At 70.6% G+C, this 16,867-nt stretch carries 17 protein-coding genes; 10 read left to right on the forward strand and 7 right to left on the reverse strand.

Annotated features, from left to right (window positions below):
* The first annotated feature begins 1 nt into the window (after position 1).
* From GA0074704_RS20340 to GA0074704_RS20355, 4 genes are all read left to right on the forward strand, one after another.
* On the forward strand, positions 2–232 hold the full coding sequence (locus tag GA0074704_RS20340; RefSeq protein WP_088971970.1) for a hypothetical protein: 231 nt from the start codon (positions 2–4) through the stop codon (positions 230–232).
* Between the two features lie 56 nt (positions 233–288).
* Positions 289–1,059, forward strand: coding sequence for a dimethylargininase (gene ddaH, locus GA0074704_RS20345; protein ID WP_088971971.1), 771 nt, complete (start codon positions 289–291; stop codon positions 1,057–1,059).
* Positions 1,060–1,134: 75 nt separating this feature from the next.
* Positions 1,135–1,584 carry a CBS domain-containing protein gene (locus GA0074704_RS20350; RefSeq protein WP_088973841.1) on the forward strand — a complete coding sequence of 150 codons (450 nt, stop codon included), beginning with the start codon at positions 1,135–1,137 and terminating at the stop codon, positions 1,582–1,584.
* Positions 1,581–2,879 carry an ArsB/NhaD family transporter gene (locus GA0074704_RS20355; RefSeq protein WP_088971972.1) on the forward strand — a complete coding sequence of 433 codons (1,299 nt, stop codon included), beginning with the start codon at positions 1,581–1,583 and terminating at the stop codon, positions 2,877–2,879. Before GA0074704_RS20350 ends, GA0074704_RS20355 begins: the two co-directional genes overlap by 4 nt.
* Here GA0074704_RS20355 and GA0074704_RS20360 read toward each other — a convergent pair.
* Positions 2,861–4,168, reverse strand: a complete 1,308-nt coding sequence (locus tag GA0074704_RS20360) for a cation:proton antiporter (protein ID WP_231926602.1) — start codon at positions 4,166–4,168, stop codon at positions 2,861–2,863. The two genes, GA0074704_RS20355 and GA0074704_RS20360, sit on opposite strands and share 19 nt — an antisense overlap.
* A 430-nt stretch (positions 4,169–4,598) precedes the next feature.
* Here GA0074704_RS20360 and GA0074704_RS20365 point away from each other — a divergent pair, with 430 nt between their 5' ends.
* From GA0074704_RS20365 to GA0074704_RS20385, 5 genes are all read left to right on the forward strand, one after another.
* On the forward strand, positions 4,599–5,567 hold the full coding sequence (locus GA0074704_RS20365; RefSeq protein ID WP_088971973.1) for an ABC transporter permease: 969 nt from the start codon (positions 4,599–4,601) through the stop codon (positions 5,565–5,567).
* Positions 5,568–5,635: 68 nt separating this feature from the next.
* Positions 5,636–7,402: an ABC transporter substrate-binding protein gene (locus GA0074704_RS20370; protein WP_231926604.1), complete on the forward strand. Its 1,767-nt coding sequence runs from the start codon at positions 5,636–5,638 to the stop codon at positions 7,400–7,402.
* Between the two features lie 104 nt (positions 7,403–7,506).
* Complete coding sequence (locus GA0074704_RS20375) at positions 7,507–8,508, forward strand: ABC transporter permease (protein ID WP_088971974.1); 1,002 nt, start codon at positions 7,507–7,509, stop codon at positions 8,506–8,508.
* An 11-nt stretch (positions 8,509–8,519) separates the two neighbouring features.
* Positions 8,520–9,599, forward strand: coding sequence for an ABC transporter ATP-binding protein (locus tag GA0074704_RS20380; protein WP_088971975.1), 1,080 nt, complete (start codon positions 8,520–8,522; stop codon positions 9,597–9,599).
* Positions 9,600–9,627: 28 nt separating this feature from the next.
* Positions 9,628–10,737, forward strand: coding sequence for an ABC transporter ATP-binding protein (locus GA0074704_RS20385; RefSeq protein WP_088971976.1), 1,110 nt, complete (start codon positions 9,628–9,630; stop codon positions 10,735–10,737).
* Between the two features lie 25 nt (positions 10,738–10,762).
* Here GA0074704_RS20385 and asd read toward each other — a convergent pair whose 3' ends face one another.
* The 4 genes from asd to GA0074704_RS20405 form a co-directional block, all read right to left on the reverse strand.
* Positions 10,763–11,659, reverse strand: coding sequence for an archaetidylserine decarboxylase (gene asd, locus GA0074704_RS20390; protein ID WP_088971977.1), 897 nt, complete (start codon positions 11,657–11,659; stop codon positions 10,763–10,765).
* 98 nt (positions 11,660–11,757) lie between these two features.
* Positions 11,758–12,204 carry a DUF6623 family protein gene (locus tag GA0074704_RS20395; RefSeq protein WP_088971978.1) on the reverse strand — a complete coding sequence of 149 codons (447 nt, stop codon included), beginning with the start codon at positions 12,202–12,204 and terminating at the stop codon, positions 11,758–11,760.
* A 31-nt stretch (positions 12,205–12,235) separates the two neighbouring features.
* Positions 12,236–12,688 carry a HEAT repeat domain-containing protein gene (locus GA0074704_RS20400; protein WP_088971979.1) on the reverse strand — a complete coding sequence of 151 codons (453 nt, stop codon included), beginning with the start codon at positions 12,686–12,688 and terminating at the stop codon, positions 12,236–12,238.
* A gap of 13 nt (positions 12,689–12,701) precedes the next feature.
* Entirely contained in the window at positions 12,702–13,757 is a 1,056-nt protein-coding gene (locus GA0074704_RS20405; RefSeq protein WP_157743741.1) for a DUF6623 family protein, read from the reverse strand.
* A gap of 191 nt (positions 13,758–13,948) precedes the next feature.
* On the opposite strand from GA0074704_RS20405, the gene GA0074704_RS20410 reads away from it, so the two are divergent.
* A complete protein-coding gene (locus tag GA0074704_RS20410) occupies positions 13,949–14,797 on the forward strand; it encodes an SAM-dependent methyltransferase (RefSeq protein WP_088971981.1) in 849 nt (282 codons plus the stop codon).
* A gap of 4 nt (positions 14,798–14,801) precedes the next feature.
* Here the strand turns inward: GA0074704_RS20410 and GA0074704_RS20415 are convergent, their stop codons facing one another.
* Both GA0074704_RS20415 and GA0074704_RS20420 read right to left on the reverse strand, forming a co-directional pair.
* Positions 14,802–16,376, reverse strand: coding sequence for an LLM class flavin-dependent oxidoreductase (locus GA0074704_RS20415; protein WP_088971982.1), 1,575 nt, complete (start codon positions 16,374–16,376; stop codon positions 14,802–14,804).
* Positions 16,377–16,450: 74 nt separating this feature from the next.
* Positions 16,451–16,798, reverse strand: a complete 348-nt coding sequence (locus GA0074704_RS20420; protein ID WP_231926606.1) for a TraR/DksA family transcriptional regulator — start codon at positions 16,796–16,798, stop codon at positions 16,451–16,453.
* Positions 16,799–16,867 lie beyond the last annotated feature (69 nt).

Below are 16,867 nucleotides of genomic sequence, written 5' to 3' on the forward strand. Positions count from 1 at the left end.
CATGGGGATGATGGTGGCGGCCCGGCGCATCGACGCCGCGGTCGACGAGGTGCGGTACGAGTTCGGCTTCGAGGACAGGTTCGACCGGATCCTCCGCATCGATCCGAACACTCTGGCTGCGACCGTCGAGGACGGGGACTTCAACTCAGCCGCGAGCGCCATCACCGCAAAGATCGTCAGGGTGTGGCGTTCCAGCGGCGAGTTCCCGGCGCGAGTACTGTTCGCAAGCTGAGCGGTCACGTTCGCCCAACCCTTGAGGCCGCCCGGCCCGCCCGGCAGACTGGCCCGATGACGCGAGGCATCGCCCTGGTCCGCCGCCCCGGCCACCGCCTGGCCGAAGGACTGGTCACCCACATCGAACGCACCGACGTGGACATCGCGCGAGCCCGCCAGCAGCACGAGGCGTACCGCACGGCGCTCGCCGACGCCGGCTGGCAGGTGCACGAGGTGGACCCGGCCGACCAGTGCCCCGACGCGGTGTTCGTCGAGGACACCGTCGTGGTCTGCGACGGCCTGGCCGTGGTCACCCGGCCGGGCGCCCCGGAACGCCGCCCGGAGATCGCCGGCGCGGAGAAGGCGGTACGCGAGGCCGGGCTCGACGTCGTCCGGATCGAGGCGCCGGGAACGCTGGACGGTGGCGACGTGCTCCAGGTCGGCGACACGGTGTACGTGGGCCTGGGCGGCCGCACCAACGACGAGGGCGTCGCCCAGCTCGCCGCCCACCTGGCGTCCCGCGGCCGCACGGTGGTGCCGGTCCCGCTGCGCGAAGTACTGCACCTCAAGTCGGCCGTGACGGCCCTTTCGGACGGCACTCTGCTCGCGCTGCCCGACCTGTTCGACACGGGCGCGCTGGGGCGGCCGGTGCGCGCGATCGACGAGGAGGCCGGCTGTCACGTCGTACCGCTGGGTGGTGATCTTGTGCTGTTGGCGGCGTCGGCGCCGCGGACCGCGGCGCTCGTGGCCGACCTGGGCTTCACGCCGGTCGTCGTCGACATCAGCGAGTACGAGAAGCTGGAAGGCTGCGTCACCTGCCTGAGCGTGCTGATCCCGCGCGCCTGAGTCCCGACGCCTAGGGTGGTCGGTGGGTGCCGGCGCACGGCCGGCGCCGACCCGACCATGCGTGCAGGAGTGCCGGTGCGAGCGCGAGACCTTGCGGTGCCCTTCCCCACCATCTCCCGAACCGATCCGGTGCTGGAGGCGGCCCGACTGCTGGCCGCCAACAACCTGCCCGGGTTGATCGTGGTGGACGACGCCGGGCGGCCGGTGACGGTCCTGGGCGGCACGCAGGTGCTACGCCTGGTGATCCCCGGCTACTGCCGGGAGGATCCGGCGCTGGCCCGGATGATCGACGAGCCGTCGGCGGATGTCTTCCTGCGCGGCGCGGAGGGGCGGACGGTGGCAGACCTGCTGCCGCAGGAGCGGGTGGAGCCGCCGGTGGTCGAGCCGCAGGCAACCGTGCTGGAGGTGGCCGCGGTGATGGCCCAGAAGCGCATTCCGCTGGTGGCGGTCGCCGACCGGGGCGGGCCGATGATCGGCGGGATCACCCTGGACGCGCTGCTCGACCGGATGCTGGGGACCGCGTGAGCGCCGTCGCATGGGCCGCCGTAGCGGTCTTCACCGTCGCGTACATCCTGATCGCCACCGAGAAGATCCACCGGGTGGCCGCCGCGCTCGGTGGCGCGGCGGTGATGTTCCTGATCGGGGCGACCGACACCGGGCACGCGTTCTTCTCCGAAGAGGCGGGCATCGACTGGAACGTCATCTTTCTGCTGGTCGGCATGATGTTGATCGTCGCCGTGCTGAAACGGACCGGTGCGTTCGAGTACGTGGCGGTCTGGGCGTCGAAGCGGGCCCGGGGCCGGCCGTTCCGGGTGATGGTCATTCTGGTGCTGATCACGGCGGTGGCCTCGGCCGCGCTGGACAACGTCACCACGGTGCTGTTGATCGCGCCGGTGACGTTCCTGGTGTGTGAGCGCCTCGGGGTGCCGGCGGTGCCGTTCCTGATCGCCGAGGCGATGGCGTCGAACATCGGCGGCACGTCGACCCTGGTGGGCGACCCGCCGAACATCATCATCGGCAGCCGGGGCGGCCTGTCGTACAACGACTTCCTGATCCACCTCGCACCCTTTGTGGTGTTGCTGTTGGTGGTGTTCCTCGGGATGTGCCGGGTGCTGTTCCGCGACGCCTTCCGTTACGACCCGGCCCGCGCGGCCGAGATCGCGAAGCTCCGCGAAGGCGACGCGATCCGGGACCGGCGGCTGCTGGTGCTCGGGCTGGCCGTGCTCGCGGCGGTCACCGCGGCGTTCGTCCTGCACACCACCCTGCACCTGGAGCCGGCGGTGGTCGCCCTGCTCGGCGGCCTGCTGCTGCTCGCGCTGTCCCGCCTCGACGCCGGGGAGATCAGCCGGGACGTCGAGTGGCCCACCCTGGTCTTCTTCGCCGGCCTGTTCATCATGGTCGGCGCGCTGGTGAACACCGGCGTCGTCGAGCAGATCTCCCGGGCCGCCATCGACGCCACCGAGGGACGACTGCTGCCCGCGACGATGGTGCTGCTGTGGGGATCCGCCGTGCTCTCCGCGATCGTCGACAACATCCCGTACGTCGCCACCATGAGCCCCGTCGTCGCCGACCTCGTTCACGCCCAGGGCGGCACCGGCCAGTCCCGGGTGCTCTGGTGGGCCCTGGCGCTCGGCGCCGACCTGGGCGGCAACGCCACCGCGGTCGGCGCCTCGGCCAACGTCGTCGTCCTCGGCCTGGCCGAGCGGGCCGGACAGCGGATCACGTTCTGGCAGTTCACCCGCTACGGGCTGCTGGTCACCCTGGTCACCGTCGGGCTGGCCGTGCCGTACCTGTGGTTGCGCTACTTCGCGCTGGCCTGACCGTCATCGGCGTCGTCGCCGGTGGGTGCGGCGACCGGCTCGGCCCGGTCCCGCCCGGTGCGCTGTCCGGGCAGGGTGCCGGACCGGGCGGCCCGCCGGATCCGGTGCAGCGTGCCGTGCCAGTTGGGCACCTCGCGGCTCTCGTCGAAGGCCCGGGCCACGACCACGTCGGTGGAGGAGTGCGCCAGGATCGACAGGACGATGGTCAGCGCCACCAGGTGGAACACCTCGTCCCCGGCGGCGATCCCGGACTCGAGCACGAGCAGGCCGTAGACCACGGAGGCGAAGCCCTTCGGACCGAACCACATGGCGGCGGCCTGCTCGCGCATGCTCAGCCCGGAGCGCAGGAAGGAGATCCACAGCGCGATCGGCCGGGCGACCACGATCGCCAGCACGGCGAAGACCCAGCCGGTCCAGGAGATGTCGTCGAGGAACTCGACCGAGATCAGCGCGCCGAACACCAGCAGCGCGGCCAGCTTGAGCAGCTCGGCGACGTTCTCCCCGAAGTGCTCGAACGCGGCCCGCTCGCGGGGGCCGAAGGTGGCCACGGTGATCCCGGCGGCGAACGCGGCGAGGAACAGGTTGCCGTGGGTGGCCTTGGCCAGCGCCAGCACCAGCAGCCCGATCGCCACCCCGTTGAGCGGCGCGTACGCGGCCGAGGCGGCGAACCAGCGGGTCCGTTCCAGCGCGATCGCCGCCAGCGGCACCAGCACGCCGATGGCCAACCCCACGGCCAGCTCGGTGGCCAGCTCCCCCAGGTGCAGGTCGTCGGAGCCGGCCGCGACGGCCAGCAGCACCACCACGAACGGCAGGGCGAGGCCGTCGTTGACGCCCGACTCGACGTTCAGCAGGTGGCGTAGCCGGGCGGGCACCTTGTCGTTGCCGACCAGCGCGGCGGCGAAGACCGGGTCGGTGGGGGCGAGGATCGCCCCGATCAGCAGCGCCTCCGGCCAGTCCAGCCCGGCGACGTAGTGGGCCAGCACCGCGGTGACCAGCAGGGTCAGCGGCAGTCCCCAGCCGAGCGCCCGGCCGGGCAGCCGCCACGCGCTGCGCAGGTCGGGCCAGCCGACCCGCATGCCGTCGGTGAAGAGCACCGCGAACAACGCCAGCTCGGCCAGCTGCGCCACGATCGGGGTGTCGGCCTCGAGGTGCAGCACCCCGGTGGTGTCCTCGCCGAGCAGGAATCCGGCCAGCAGGAACAACGCGGCGGTGGAGAGGATCGTCCGGTGGGCCAGCGCCGACACGAGCACGGCGGCGAGCAGGACGACGGCGAAGCAGAGCAGCAGCACGGGGACCTCCGGAGGGCACGGTTCATCGGCTGCCGACCAGACTTCCCGGCGCTCCACGGACCGCGCTGATCCTAACGGCCGCGCGAGACCGTCGCCGGGCGGCCGGAGTCGAGCCAGGGGTGGCCGTCGCGACCGCGACCGATTCGTCCGTTGGTGCGAGGCGCGCGGATCGCATACCCGTTACATCAGCAACCAGGGCCACCGAACGGCCGAGAACGCGTCACGCGCCGGTTACGGGCAGGACTGTTATTTGGTCACAGCGACCGTTCAGCATTGACGGCCGCTTCCTGCCGGGACCATTGTCGAATCATTAGAGCCGGCCAATTCCGCCGAGCCGCATTCTCTCGTTCGCATTGCGAAGGCCTCTTCTTCGCCGTGCGGAGCAACGCTGCCGAAAGACTGTCCTCAACGGTCACGGAAGGGCGTCGTCATGACTGTCGGACCGGTCACGCCATCGACTGAAACGCAATCCGGGGACGAGCCCGCCGCCGTCGAGGGCCGTTCCCTGGGCAGGATCGCCTGGGCCCGGCTCAGACGGGACCGGGTGGCGCTCGGCGGCGGGATCACCGTGCTGCTGCTGGTCCTGGTGGCGGTCTTCGCGCCGCTGATCAACAAGGTGTTCGGCCACCCGGTCAACGAGTACCACCAGGACCGCATCGATCCGAACCTCGGTGGAATTCCACCGGTGGGAACGTGGGGCGGAATCAGCTCCGAATTTCTGCTCGGCGTCCAGCCGGTCACCGGTCGGGACCTGTTCAGCCAGATCCTCTACGGCGCGCAGACGTCACTGCTGATCGCCTTCGCCGCGACCCTGCTGGCGGTGGCCATCGGCATCGTCGTCGGCGTCAGTGCCGGGTTCTTCGGCGGCTGGCTCGACTCGCTGTTCAGCCGATTCATGGACCTGATCCTGGCGTTTCCGCTGATCCTCTTCGCGATCGCGCTGATCTCGGTGCTGCCCCCGACCCGGGCCTTCCGGACGGCCGTGATGATCGTGGTGATCGGCGGCTTCAGTTGGCCCTACATCGGCCGCATCGTGCGCGGGCAGACCCTGTCCCTGCGGGAGCGGGAGTTCGTCGAATCGGCCCGCAGCATCGGAGCCGGCAACGTCCGGATCATCGTCAAGGAACTGCTGCCCAACCTGGCCGCGCCGATCCTGGTCTACGCCACGCTGATCATTCCGACCAACATCCTGTTCGAGGCCGCGCTGTCCTTCCTCGGTGTCGGTGTCCCGCCGCCCACGCCGTCCTGGGGCCGGCTGCTCTCCGACGCGGTCCAGTACTACGAGTACGACCCGACGTACATGGTCGTGCCGGGCATGGCGATCTTCATCACCGTGCTGGCGTTCAACCTCTTCGGCGACGGGCTGCGCGACGCGCTCGACCCGAAGGCCGGCCGCTGACCGGCCCCACTCTCTTCGCCCGGGCATCCCCGGACGGCTCGCCACAAGCTCGCCTCAAGGAGGAACCAGTGAAACCGAGAAAAGGCCTGCTGCTGGGCACCACCCTCGCGCTCGTCCTGGGCCTGACCGCCTGCGGTGACGGCGGCTCCGACTCCAAAGGCACCGACTCGAAGGCGCCGGCCGAGTTCAACGCCGGCACGAAGGGCGTCGTGCGCCCGTCGGACAAGCAGGGCGGCACCCTGCGCTTCGGCTACAGCTCCGACCCGGACTCCCTCGACCCGACCCGGATCTACTACGCGTCCGGCCAGAACTTCATGCGGTCGTTCTACAACCGCACCCTGCTGACCCCCGACTCGAAGCCCGGCCCGGACGGTCTGCAACTGGTGCCCGACCTGGCCGCGGCGATGCCGCAGATCAGCCCGGACAAGCTGACGTACACGTTCACCCTGCGCAAGGGCATCGCGTTCGAGGACGGGACGCCGGTCCACTCCAAGGACGTGAAGTACGCCATCGAGCGGACCTTCGCCCAGGACGTGCTCTCCGGCGGCCCGACCTATCTGATCGACCAACTGGACCAGGGCCAGAATTACCCCGGCCCGTACAAGGACACCGATCCGGAGAAGCTCGGCCTGCGCTCGGTGCAGACGCCCGACGACCAGACCATCGTCTTCAAGCTGGCCAAGCCGTTCGCCGACTTCCTCTACCTGCTGCCGATGGCGCCGGGCGCGGTGCCCAGGGCCAAGGACACCGGTGCGAAGTACACCGCGCACCCGATATCCACGGGCCCGTACATGTTCGAGACGGTCGACCCGGGCAAGAAGATCACCATGGTGCGCAACCCGCACTGGGACCGGGCCACCGACCAGGTCCGCAAGGCCCTGCCCGACCGCATCGAGGTCACCCTGCAGATGCAACCCGACGAGTTGGACAAGCAGTTGCTCGACGGCACGCTCGACCTCGACTTCGCGCAGACCGGTGTGCAGCAGGCCGCCCAGGCGAAGATCCTGCTGGACAAGAACCTCAAGAAGCAGGCCGACGAGCCGGTGACCGGCTTCATCCGCTACTTCACCATCAGCACGAAGGTGCCGCCGTTCGACAACATCCACTGCCGCCGCGCCGTCCAGTACGCCGCGGACAAGACCGCGCTGCAGACCGCCCGGGGTGGCGCAGACGCCGGCGGTGACATCGCCACCAACATGCTGCCGCCGAACATCGCCGGGCACGACCCCAACCTCGACCCGTTCGGCAGCAAGCAGGGCAAGCCGCAGATCGACAAGGCGAAGCAGGAGTTGGCGGCCTGCGGCAGGCCGAACGGCTTCGAGACGAAGATCGCCGTCCGGAACAAGGGCAAGGAGCCCAAGACCGCCGAGGCGCTGCAACAGTCCCTCGCCCAGGTCGGCATCAAGGCCACCATCGACCAGTCCGACGCGTCGCTGTACTTCCGCTCCACCATCGGCTCGCCGGACAACGTGCACAAGAAGGGCTACGGCATCATGACCGCCGGCTGGGGCGCGGACTTCCCGACCGGCACCGGCTTCCTCCAGGTCCTGGTGGACGGCCGGCTGATCCAGCAGAGCGGCAACAACAACTACGCCGAGCTCAACGACCCGGCGATCAACGGCCTGATCGACCAGGCCACCGCCGAGTCGGACCCGGCCAAGGCCGCCGATCTCTGGAAGCAGATCAACGCCAAGGTGATGGACACCGCCACCCAACTGCCCTTCGTGTACGACAAGGCGCTGAACTACCGCAACCCGCGGCTGACCAACGTCTACGTCTACTCGTACTTCGGCGAATGGGACTTCGGGTCGCTCGGTGTCAGCGACGGCAAGTGACCCGGCCGAGGTGTTCCTGCGAGTAGCGGAAGGCAGGTGAAGGTCGCTCCGCCGGTCGAGGTCACGGGCAGCCCAGTGGCACCGGCCGGCGGTGGGCCGACGACATGACCCACTACATCATCCGCCGCGTGCTGACGTCGGTCGTACTCATGATCATCATCTCCATGGTCACCTTCGGGGTCTTCTTCATGGTGCCGAAGCTCGCCGGCACCAACCCCGCCGAGCTGTACGTCGGCAAGCAGGCCACCCCGGCGGACGTGGCGGCGACCGCCCGCAAGCTCGGCCTGGACCAGCCGGTCACCGTGCAGTACGCGAGGTTCGCCAAGGGACTGGTGGCCGGCCGCGACTTCGACGACGGTCCGAACCGGACCCACTGCGCCGCACCCTGCTTCGGCTACTCGTTCCGCAACGACCGGCCGGTCTGGCCGCTGCTGCTCGACCGGCTGCCGGTGACCGCCTCACTGGCCGTCGGCGCCGCCGTCCTCTGGCTGGCCGGCGGCGTGCTCGCCGGGGTCGTCTCGGCGCTGCGCCGGGGCGGCGCCCTGGACCGGACGATGATGGTGCTGGCCCTGGCCGGGGTCTCCCTGCCGGTCTACTTCACCGGCCTGCTCGCCCAACTCGTCTTCGTGCACACCCTGCACTGGCTGCCCGGCGGCGAGTACGTCAACTTCGCCGACGACCCGGGTGGCTGGGCGGCGAAACTGCTGCTGGGCTGGGTGACGCTGGCCCTGCTCTACGCCGCCGCGTACGCCCGGCTCACCCGGGCGCAGATGCTGGAGACGGTCGGCGAGGACTACATCCGCACCGCACGGGCCAAGGGGCTGCGGGAGCGGACCGTGATCGGCAAACACGTGATGCGCTCGGTGCTCACCCCGCTGGTCACCATCTTCGGCCTGGACATCGGGGGCCTGCTCGGCGGCGCGATCCTCACCGAGTCGGTGTTCGGCCTGCCCGGCATCGGACGGCTGTCCATCGACGCGGTGAACACCAAGGACCTGCCGGTCGTCCTGGGCGTCACGCTGTTCGGCGCGCTGTTCATCGTGCTGGCGAACTTCATCGTCGACCTGCTCTACGCCGTGATCGACCCACGGGTACGGCTGGGCTGAAAGGGGCGGACATGTCATCGTCGAACTTCGTCACCACGACCGACCGGGTCCCGGGTCCCCGGCGTGGTCCGGACCCGACGGCCTTCCTCGACGTGCGGGACCTGCGCATCCACTTCCCCACCGACGACGGCGTGGTCAAGGCGGTCGACGGTGTCTCGTTCACCCTGGAACGCGGTCGCACCCTCGGCATCGTCGGCGAGTCCGGCTCCGGAAAGAGCGTCACCAGCCTCGGGATCCTCGGACTGCACCGGCGCGGGAACACCCGGATCAGCGGCGAGGTGTGGCTCGACGGCGAGGAACTGGTCTGCGCGCCACCGGAACGGGTCCGCCAGCTGCGCGGCCGGAAAATGGCGATGATCTTCCAGGACCCGTTGACCGCGATGCACCCGTACTTCACGGTCGGGGCGCAGATCGTCGAGGCGTACCGGGTGCACCACCGGGTGTCCCGGGCGGTGGCCCGCAGGCGGGCCGTCGACCTGCTCGGCCGGGTCGGCATCCCGCAGCCGGCCAGACGGGTCGACGACCACCCGCACCAGTTCTCCGGCGGCATGCGCCAGCGCGCGATGATCGCGATGGCGCTGGCCAACGACCCGGAGCTGCTCATCGCCGACGAGCCGACCACCGCGCTGGACGTCACCGTGCAGGCGCAGATCCTCGACCTGATCCGCGACCTGCAGGACGAGTACCGCTCGGCGGTGCTGATCATCACCCACGACCTCGGCGTCGTGGCGGAGCTGGCCGACGACATCCTGGTGATGTACGCGGGCCGGTGCGTCGAGGAGGGCTCGGCGCAGACCCTGTTCCGCCGGCCCGAGCACCCGTACACGTGGGGCCTGCTCGGCTCGATGCCGCGGGTGGACCGGGCGGCCCGGGACCGGCTCGTCCCGATCAAGGGCAGCCCACCGAGCCTGATCAACCTGCCCACCGGCTGTGCCTTCCACCCGCGCTGCCCCTACCAGGGCCGCGACGGCATCCCGTGCCGCACGCAGGTGCCCGACCTCGCCCAGGGCAGCGACCACGGCGTGGCCTGTCATCTTTCGCCGGCCGAGCGCCGTCGCACGTTCGCCGAGGACATCGCCCCGGCGCTGTAGGCCGGACCGTCTCAGCAGAGGAGCAGCCGTGTCCGCGCACACCTCGACCGATCGCCCCACCGTCCGCCCCGGGACCGACGACCTGCTGCGGGTGACGGGACTGGAGAAACACTTCCCGATCACCCGGGGGGCGCTCGTCCGCCGCACCGTCGGGGCGGTGCGGGCGGTGGACGGCGTCGACCTCACCGTGGCCACCGGCGAGACGCTCGGGCTGGTCGGCGAGTCCGGCTGCGGCAAGTCCACCACCGGGCGGCTGATCAGCCGGCTGCTCAGCCCGACCGGCGGGCGGATCGTCTTCGACGGCCGCGACATCACCGACCTCTCCGTACGCCGGATGCGTCCGCTGCGCCGCGAGATCCAGATGATCTTCCAGGATCCGTACTCGTCGTTGAACCCCCGGCACACCGTGGGCACCATCGTCGGCGCGCCGTTGCGGGTGCAGGACATCCCGACCCCGCACGGCGTCAAGCGCGCCGTGCAGGACCTGCTGGAGCTGGTCGGGCTCAACCCCGAGCACTACAACCGCTACCCGCACGAGTTCTCCGGCGGCCAGCGCCAGCGCATCGGCATCGCCCGGGCCCTCGCCCTGCGGCCGAAGCTGATCGTCGCCGACGAACCGGTCTCGGCGCTGGACGTCTCCATCCAGGCGCAGGTGGTCAACCTCCTCGACGACCTGCAACGGGAGCTGAACCTGACCTACGTGTTCATCGCGCACGACCTGTCGGTGGTCAGACACATCTGCGACCGGGTCGCGGTGATGTACCTGGGCAAGGTCGTCGAGGTGGCGTCGCGGGACGCGCTCTACGCGACACCCCTGCACCCGTACACCCTGGCCCTGCTCTCGGCCGTGCCGGTGCCGGACCCGGACCGGCGCGACCGGGCCCAGCGGGAGCGGATCCTGCTCACCGGGGACGTGCCGAGCCCGGTCGACCCGCCGTCCGGATGCCGGTTCCGCACCCGCTGCTGGAAGGCGCGGGAGCGCTGCGAGCGGGAGGTGCCGGCGCTGCGCGAGCTGGCCGGTGGCCACCTGGTGGCGTGCCACTTCCCCGTCGAGGACGACGAACGCACCCCGCGGGGGCGGATCGCCGCGCACCTGGCCGCCGGCAGCATGCCGCCGACGAGCACCGCGCCCGCCTGACCCGGCACCGCCCGTCCCCGCCGGGTCAGTCCTCGGTCGGTACGCGAACGTCGGGCATGTTGAGGTCGCCGGTGGGTGCGGCGGCGGGTGGAGAGCCGAGCCGCTCACCCATGCGTACGGTTGCCCCGTCCGCCAGCGGTTCGATCGTCCCGGCGTCCGGTGCGCACACCAGCACGACCGTGGAACCGAACTCGAAGTGTCCGAGCGCGCCGCCGGTCTCCACGGCGATCGGCGGGTCGTACCGACGGTGTTGCACCTCCCGACGCCGGGCGTTCGTGTGCAGGTCGTCGAACGCGAGGCGGGTCATGCCCACCATGGTTGCGCCGACCGCGATGATCGCCATCCGGCCGCCGCGCTCACCCTCAACCTCCACGACGATGCGCTCGTTCACGGCGAAGAGATTGGCCACGTTGGCCACCGCGGCGACATTGACCGGCCAGAGTTCACCAGGGATGTAGGTGGCCGCGGTGACATTTCCGGACACCGGAAAGTGAATGCGGTGGTAGTCCTTGGGCGAGAGATACAGCGTGGTGTACGTACCCCCCTCGAAACAGTCCGCCAACTCGCGGTCGCCGAGCAGCGCGGCAAGGGAGTAATTGCGCCCCTTCGCCTGCACGAGCGTGTCGTCTTTCACGATTCCGTACGCGCCGACGGTGGCGTCCACCGGGGAGACGATGGCGTCCGCCGCAAGGGGACGCAGGCCCGGCCTGAGGGTGCGGGTGAAGAAGGCGTTGACGGTCGGATACTGCTCGAGCGGCAGCGCCGCCTCCTCCGGGCGGGCGCCGAAAACGCGGCTGTAGGTGCGGTACACCGGACCGCGCCACCGACCGGGAACGGTGCGCGTGGCAAGCCACCCGGCTGCGCGACTGAGCGCATGCTTCGGGAGCATCGAGAGGACAAGAATGAGCATTCGGCCGCGCATCGAGGAATTCTAGCGACCCACAATTCGCGGTTCGATGCCGACTCAGGCCGGTCGGGGACGTCCCACCCGACCGGCCCGGTACGCCCTTCCGCGCCGGCCTAGGGGAAGAAGTCCACGCCGGCGGAGCTGATCTCCATGGTGTTCTGCTGGTCGGTGGCGCCGTTGAACCGGACGCCGAGGGTCACCCCGACGCCCCAGAGCACCTCCGGCCGGTTGGGCACCGCGAACCGGAGCATCTCCCACGCCGACGGCGCGAGGTTCAGCCCGTCGTGCGCGGCGATCCTGCGCTCACCGTCGAACACGTGCACGTTCGTCAGCGCCGCCTGGTTCGACTCGCAGCGCAGCCGCACCAGCGCAGAGTCGATCGCCAGCCGGTTGTCGTTGACGATCACCGGGGTCGGGATACCGAAGTGCAGCCAGTTCGTCGTACCCGACCGGCCGATCAACCGGATGAAGAATCCGGCTCGCCACTCGCTTCTCATGCGGTCGGGAAACTCGACCGCCAGGCTGTGACCGTGTGCCCACATCGCCTGTGCCAACGCCATGGCCGTGTCCTCTCGTCGCGTTCGGTGTCGTTCAGCGGTCGCTCAGCCTGGAGCGGGAAAGATCGCGAATGGTCTCCGAGTCGCTGCTCTCGGCCAGCCGGCTCAGGGAACGTTCGAGCCCGGGGGTGAGCGAGGGCCCCAGCGCGCGGATGACGAGCTTCTCCACGGCCACGTCTCCGACGTCGATGAGCCGCTCGGCCACCCGGTTGCGGGCGTCCTCGGGCAGGTTGGTCAGCGCCGACGCGGAAGCGATCCGCAGCAGCGGCTCGTCGCTCACGGCGGCGTCGTCGACCACCTGATGGGCGGTGCCGTCGGGAAGCAGGCTGGCCGCGTAGACGGCCTTGCTGGCCAGCATCACGTTGTCGTCGCGCGCCAGGACCCGCAGGTGTTCCGCGGCCTCCGGCCCGGCCGCCGAGGCGATCGCCCGGTAGTCCGGCTCGTCGCTGCTCAGCAGGCGACGCAGTTCGTCCAGGGAAATCGACATGTCTTCTCCCGCCTCACGGATTGACCGTCAGTGCGCTGCCGCGCATGGTCGTGATCTCGGAGTTGATGAGGTCCGGGGGTGGGTTGGTGATGTTGTCCGTGCCGTTGCCGGTCATCAGCCGGTTGTTGTCGTTCACGTGGTTCAGGCCGAGCACGTGCCCCACCTCGTGGCCGAGCGTCCACCGGCTCGCACCGCTGGCCACCACCGCGCCGGGCCGCCCGTCCGGGTGCGCGGCGCAGCCGTTCAACGGCGGATTGGTCGCCTGGACGAAGTAGACGACGACGTCGTTGGTGCCGACGTTGTTGCGGTTGCCGAAGAGGGTCCGTTGCTCCTCGGTGGTCTCGCCCCGGCTGCACCCGCCGACGTCGACCACGTTGAGCGCGGGCAGGTTCAGGTTCTCGTCGCTGGCCCGGACCACCCGGAAGCCGGCCGGCTCGTACGACTCGCGCATCCCGGCGACCATCTGGTCGATGGTGAACCGGGTCGGCGCGGTCAGCACCTTGACGTGCAGGCGCACCGTCTCCACCAGCGTGAGATCGCAGCCGGCGGCGGCGAACTCCAGGGTGTTCTGCGCGTCGCTGCCCCCGGAGAAGCGCACCCCGATCGAGATGCCGACGCCCCACAGCACGTCCGGTTTACCCGGTACGTCGAAGCGGGAGAAACCGAACGCCGACGGCGACAGGTTGAGCCCGTCGTGGGCGGCGATGCGGCGCTCGCCGTCGTACACGTGGACGTTCGTCACCGCCGCGGCGGTGGAGTTCGCGCGGAACCGCAGCATGACCGAATCCGTCATCTGCCGTTTGTCGTTCACGATGACCGGTGTCGGCACCGCGAAATGGAACCAGTTGGTGGTGTTGGGTCTGCCGACCACGCGGACGAAGAACCCCGCGCGCCAGATACTGGCCAGACCAGCGGGATTCTCGACCCGCATGGTGTGGCCGTGCGTCCACATCGCCTGGGTGATCACAACGGCACCACGCCCTTTGTCGTGCGGTTGACAAAGCCTGAGGTGAAGGAATGGGGAATCCCCGAGAATTGCGCCGACCGGCTCGGTGACTTCGAGTTTCACGCAGCGTGAAGGCAGCCGCTATCCGGTGGATGACAGCTGAGCCGGTGCCATCCGACGGTGCCGACCGCGGCGCCACCGTTGACGTGGCCGCCGTGGTGAAGCCTTACGCCGACGCCGCCCAACGGGTCCGGAGGGGCGATCATGACCGGCTACGATCGGCGTCGACCGTCCACTGAGCACCGGAGGCAGCCATGACGGAGACGCCCACCCCCGGCACGCCGCCTCGGCCCGAGGAGCGCCCACCGTCGTCGCGGATCGATCCGAGCGTGCCGCACGCCGCCCGCCGCTACGACTACTGGCTGGGCGGCAAGGACAACTTCGCCGCCGACCGGGCCTCCGGTGACGCGGTGGCCGCCGCGTACCCGTCGATCCGGACGACCGTGATCGAGAACCGGAAGTTCATGCAGCGGGTCACCCGACACCTGGCGCGCTCCGGCGTCCGGCAGTTCCTGGACATCGGCACCGGCATCCCGACCAGCCCGAACATGCACGAGATCGCGCAGGCGGTGGCCCCGGAGTCCCGGGTGGTCTACGTCGACAACGACCCGATCGTGCTGGCGCACGCCCGGGCCCTGCTGACCAGCTCACCGCAGGGCGCCACCGCGTACGTCGACGCGGACCTGCGGGACCCGGAGCGGATCCTGGCCGACCCCGAGCTGCGGGCGACGCTCGACCTCGACCGGCCGGTCGCGCTGATGCTGATCGCGATCCTGCACTTCCTGCCCGACGGCGACGACCCGTACGGTGTCACCCGCCGGCTGGTGGACGCGCTGCCGTCGGGCAGCCACGTGGTGATCTCGCACGCCACCACCGACCTGGTGCCCCGACAGATCGCGGCCACCGCCGCCCCGTCCACCCGCAGCAGCATGATCGACATGGCGTTCCGCGGTCGGGACCAGTTCGCGGCGTTCTTCGACGGGCTGGAGCTGCTGGAACCGGGGATCACCCCGGTCACCGAGTGGCTGCCCGACGACGCGCCCGAGCAGCGCACCCCGGTGGCGCAGGCGTCGATGTACGCGGCGGTCGCCCGCAAGCCCTAACCCGTCACACCTGTCCGGCGTAGAAGCCGTACCGGGCCAGCGGCTCGACGATCTGCTCCTCCTCGTACGACAGGTGCGACAGCAGGGTGTCGGTGAGCACGTCGACGGCCCGTTGCAGGGCGGTCAGGTCGCCGGGTTCGCGGATCAGGTCGACCAGTGCCCGGTCCACCCCCTCCACCACGTCGTGGATCACCACGTGCTCCTGCTCCAGCCGGTCGAGGACGGGCGCGAGCCCGGCGTCGGCGCGACGCAGGTACGGGAAGATGGAGTTGTCCTCCAGTCCGTGGTGCTGGGTGACCATCGTGCAGTACGCGGCGCAGTACGCCCCGAGCGTCCAGTTGTTCTGCCGCATGGTCATCCGGTTGAGCACGCCCCGGGCCTCCCCCGCCGAGACGATCCCCCGCCGGACCTGTTCCAGCAGGTCGCGTACCTGGCGCAGTTCTTGGCGCAGGTGGTCGTGCACGTCGACCAGGTGCGCGCCGACGGCCTGCTGGTGCGGGGTGTAGGTCTGCCCGGCGGGGGCGGGCGGGGCCGTCGGGCGGGTGGACTCGTCCCACCGGCCGTGCTCGGTGAGGCGTACCCCCGGGTCGGGGGTGGGGCGGACGGCGAGCGCGGGCGCGGCGCCGGCCTCGACCACCTCGCGCTGTTTCTCGACGGCGGCGGTGCGAGCCTGGGGGTCGGGTTCGGCGCGCTCGGCGGCGACCAGTTCCCGCACGGCGGGGGCGACCTCCTGGGCGAAGAGCTGGATCGTGGTGGGGTCGTCGGCGCCCAGGACGAACGTGGAGATGCCGTGCTCGACGGCCAGGCCGGCCAGCTCCTCCACCCACTGGGCGGGCGGGCCGGCCAGGAACCCGGACCGGGTGGGGGTGAACTCCCCGGAGACGTTCAGCAGCCGGCGTACCGCCCCGGGGTCCCGGCCGGCCGCCTCGGCGCCCTCGTCGACCAGCGCGTTCATCGCGGGCAGCTCGGCCGCCCCCTTCGGCAGGTACGCCAGCGACGGCAGCCACCCGTCCGCGGCCCGGCCGACCAGCCGCAGCATCCGCGGCTTGTACGCGCCGACCCAGATGCCCACCTCGTGCGCGGGTGCCGGGCCGCGCTTGGCGCCGTGCACCCGGTAGTGCTCGCCGTCGACCCGGACCCCGCCCCGCCGGTCGGTGGCCCACACCTCCCGGATGATCCGGATCGCCTCGTCCAGGGCGTCCACCGCCTGCCCGGGGGTCAACCGACGGCCGCCGTTGGCCTCGATCGCCTCCCAGAACGCGCCCGCACCGAGACCCAGCTCGACCCGGCCGCCGGAGAGCAGGTCGAGGCTGGCGACGCTGCGGGCCAGCACCACGGGCTGGCGCAGCGGCAGGTTCAGCACGTTGCCGCTGAGCCGGATCCGGCTGGTGGCCGCCGCCAGGTAGGACATCAGCGTCCAGGTGTCCAGGAAGCCCGGCTGGTACGGATGGTCCTGGAAGGTGGCCAAGTCCAGGCCAACCTGTTCGCAGAGCCGGGTCAGGGCGACGACCTGCTCGGGGTGCCGGGCGTCGGGGGTGAGGAAGCTGCCGAAGGCCAGCTCGTGGCCGTAGTCCGTCACGTTCCGCTCCCTCGCCTCAGGTGATCTTCCGCCACGGTAGCCCGCGCGGTGCGGCCCGCACGCCGGACCCGACGTCAGCGGGCGCAGCCGACGCAGGTACGCGCGGACGGCCGGACCGCCAGCCGCTCGGCCGGGATCGGCTGCCCGCACCGCTCGCAGACGCCGTAGCTGCCGTCGGCCAGGCGGGCCAGGGCCTCGTCCAGCTCGGCCACCCGCCGGTGCGCCCCGGCCAGCAGCGCGGCGACCTGGGCACGCTCGAAGGCGATGGTGGCGCCCTCCGGGTCGTGCTCGTCGTCGGCGTTGGAGTCCAGCGAGGCGTCGATGACACCCTTCAGATCCAGGGTGAGTGCGGCGATCTGCGCTTCGGCGTCGGCCCGGGCCGCACGCAGCGCCGCCCCGACGGCATCGGAAGGGTTGTTCACCGAACCCACCTTTCAGCGGTGTTCTTCGATGCGACGCCGGCATAGGGTGCCGGTGAACGGCCGCCGAAG

This window comes from Micromonospora siamensis, from assembly GCF_900090305.1.
In the GTDB taxonomy this organism is placed as follows: Bacteria; Actinomycetota; Actinomycetes; order Mycobacteriales; family Micromonosporaceae; genus Micromonospora; species Micromonospora siamensis.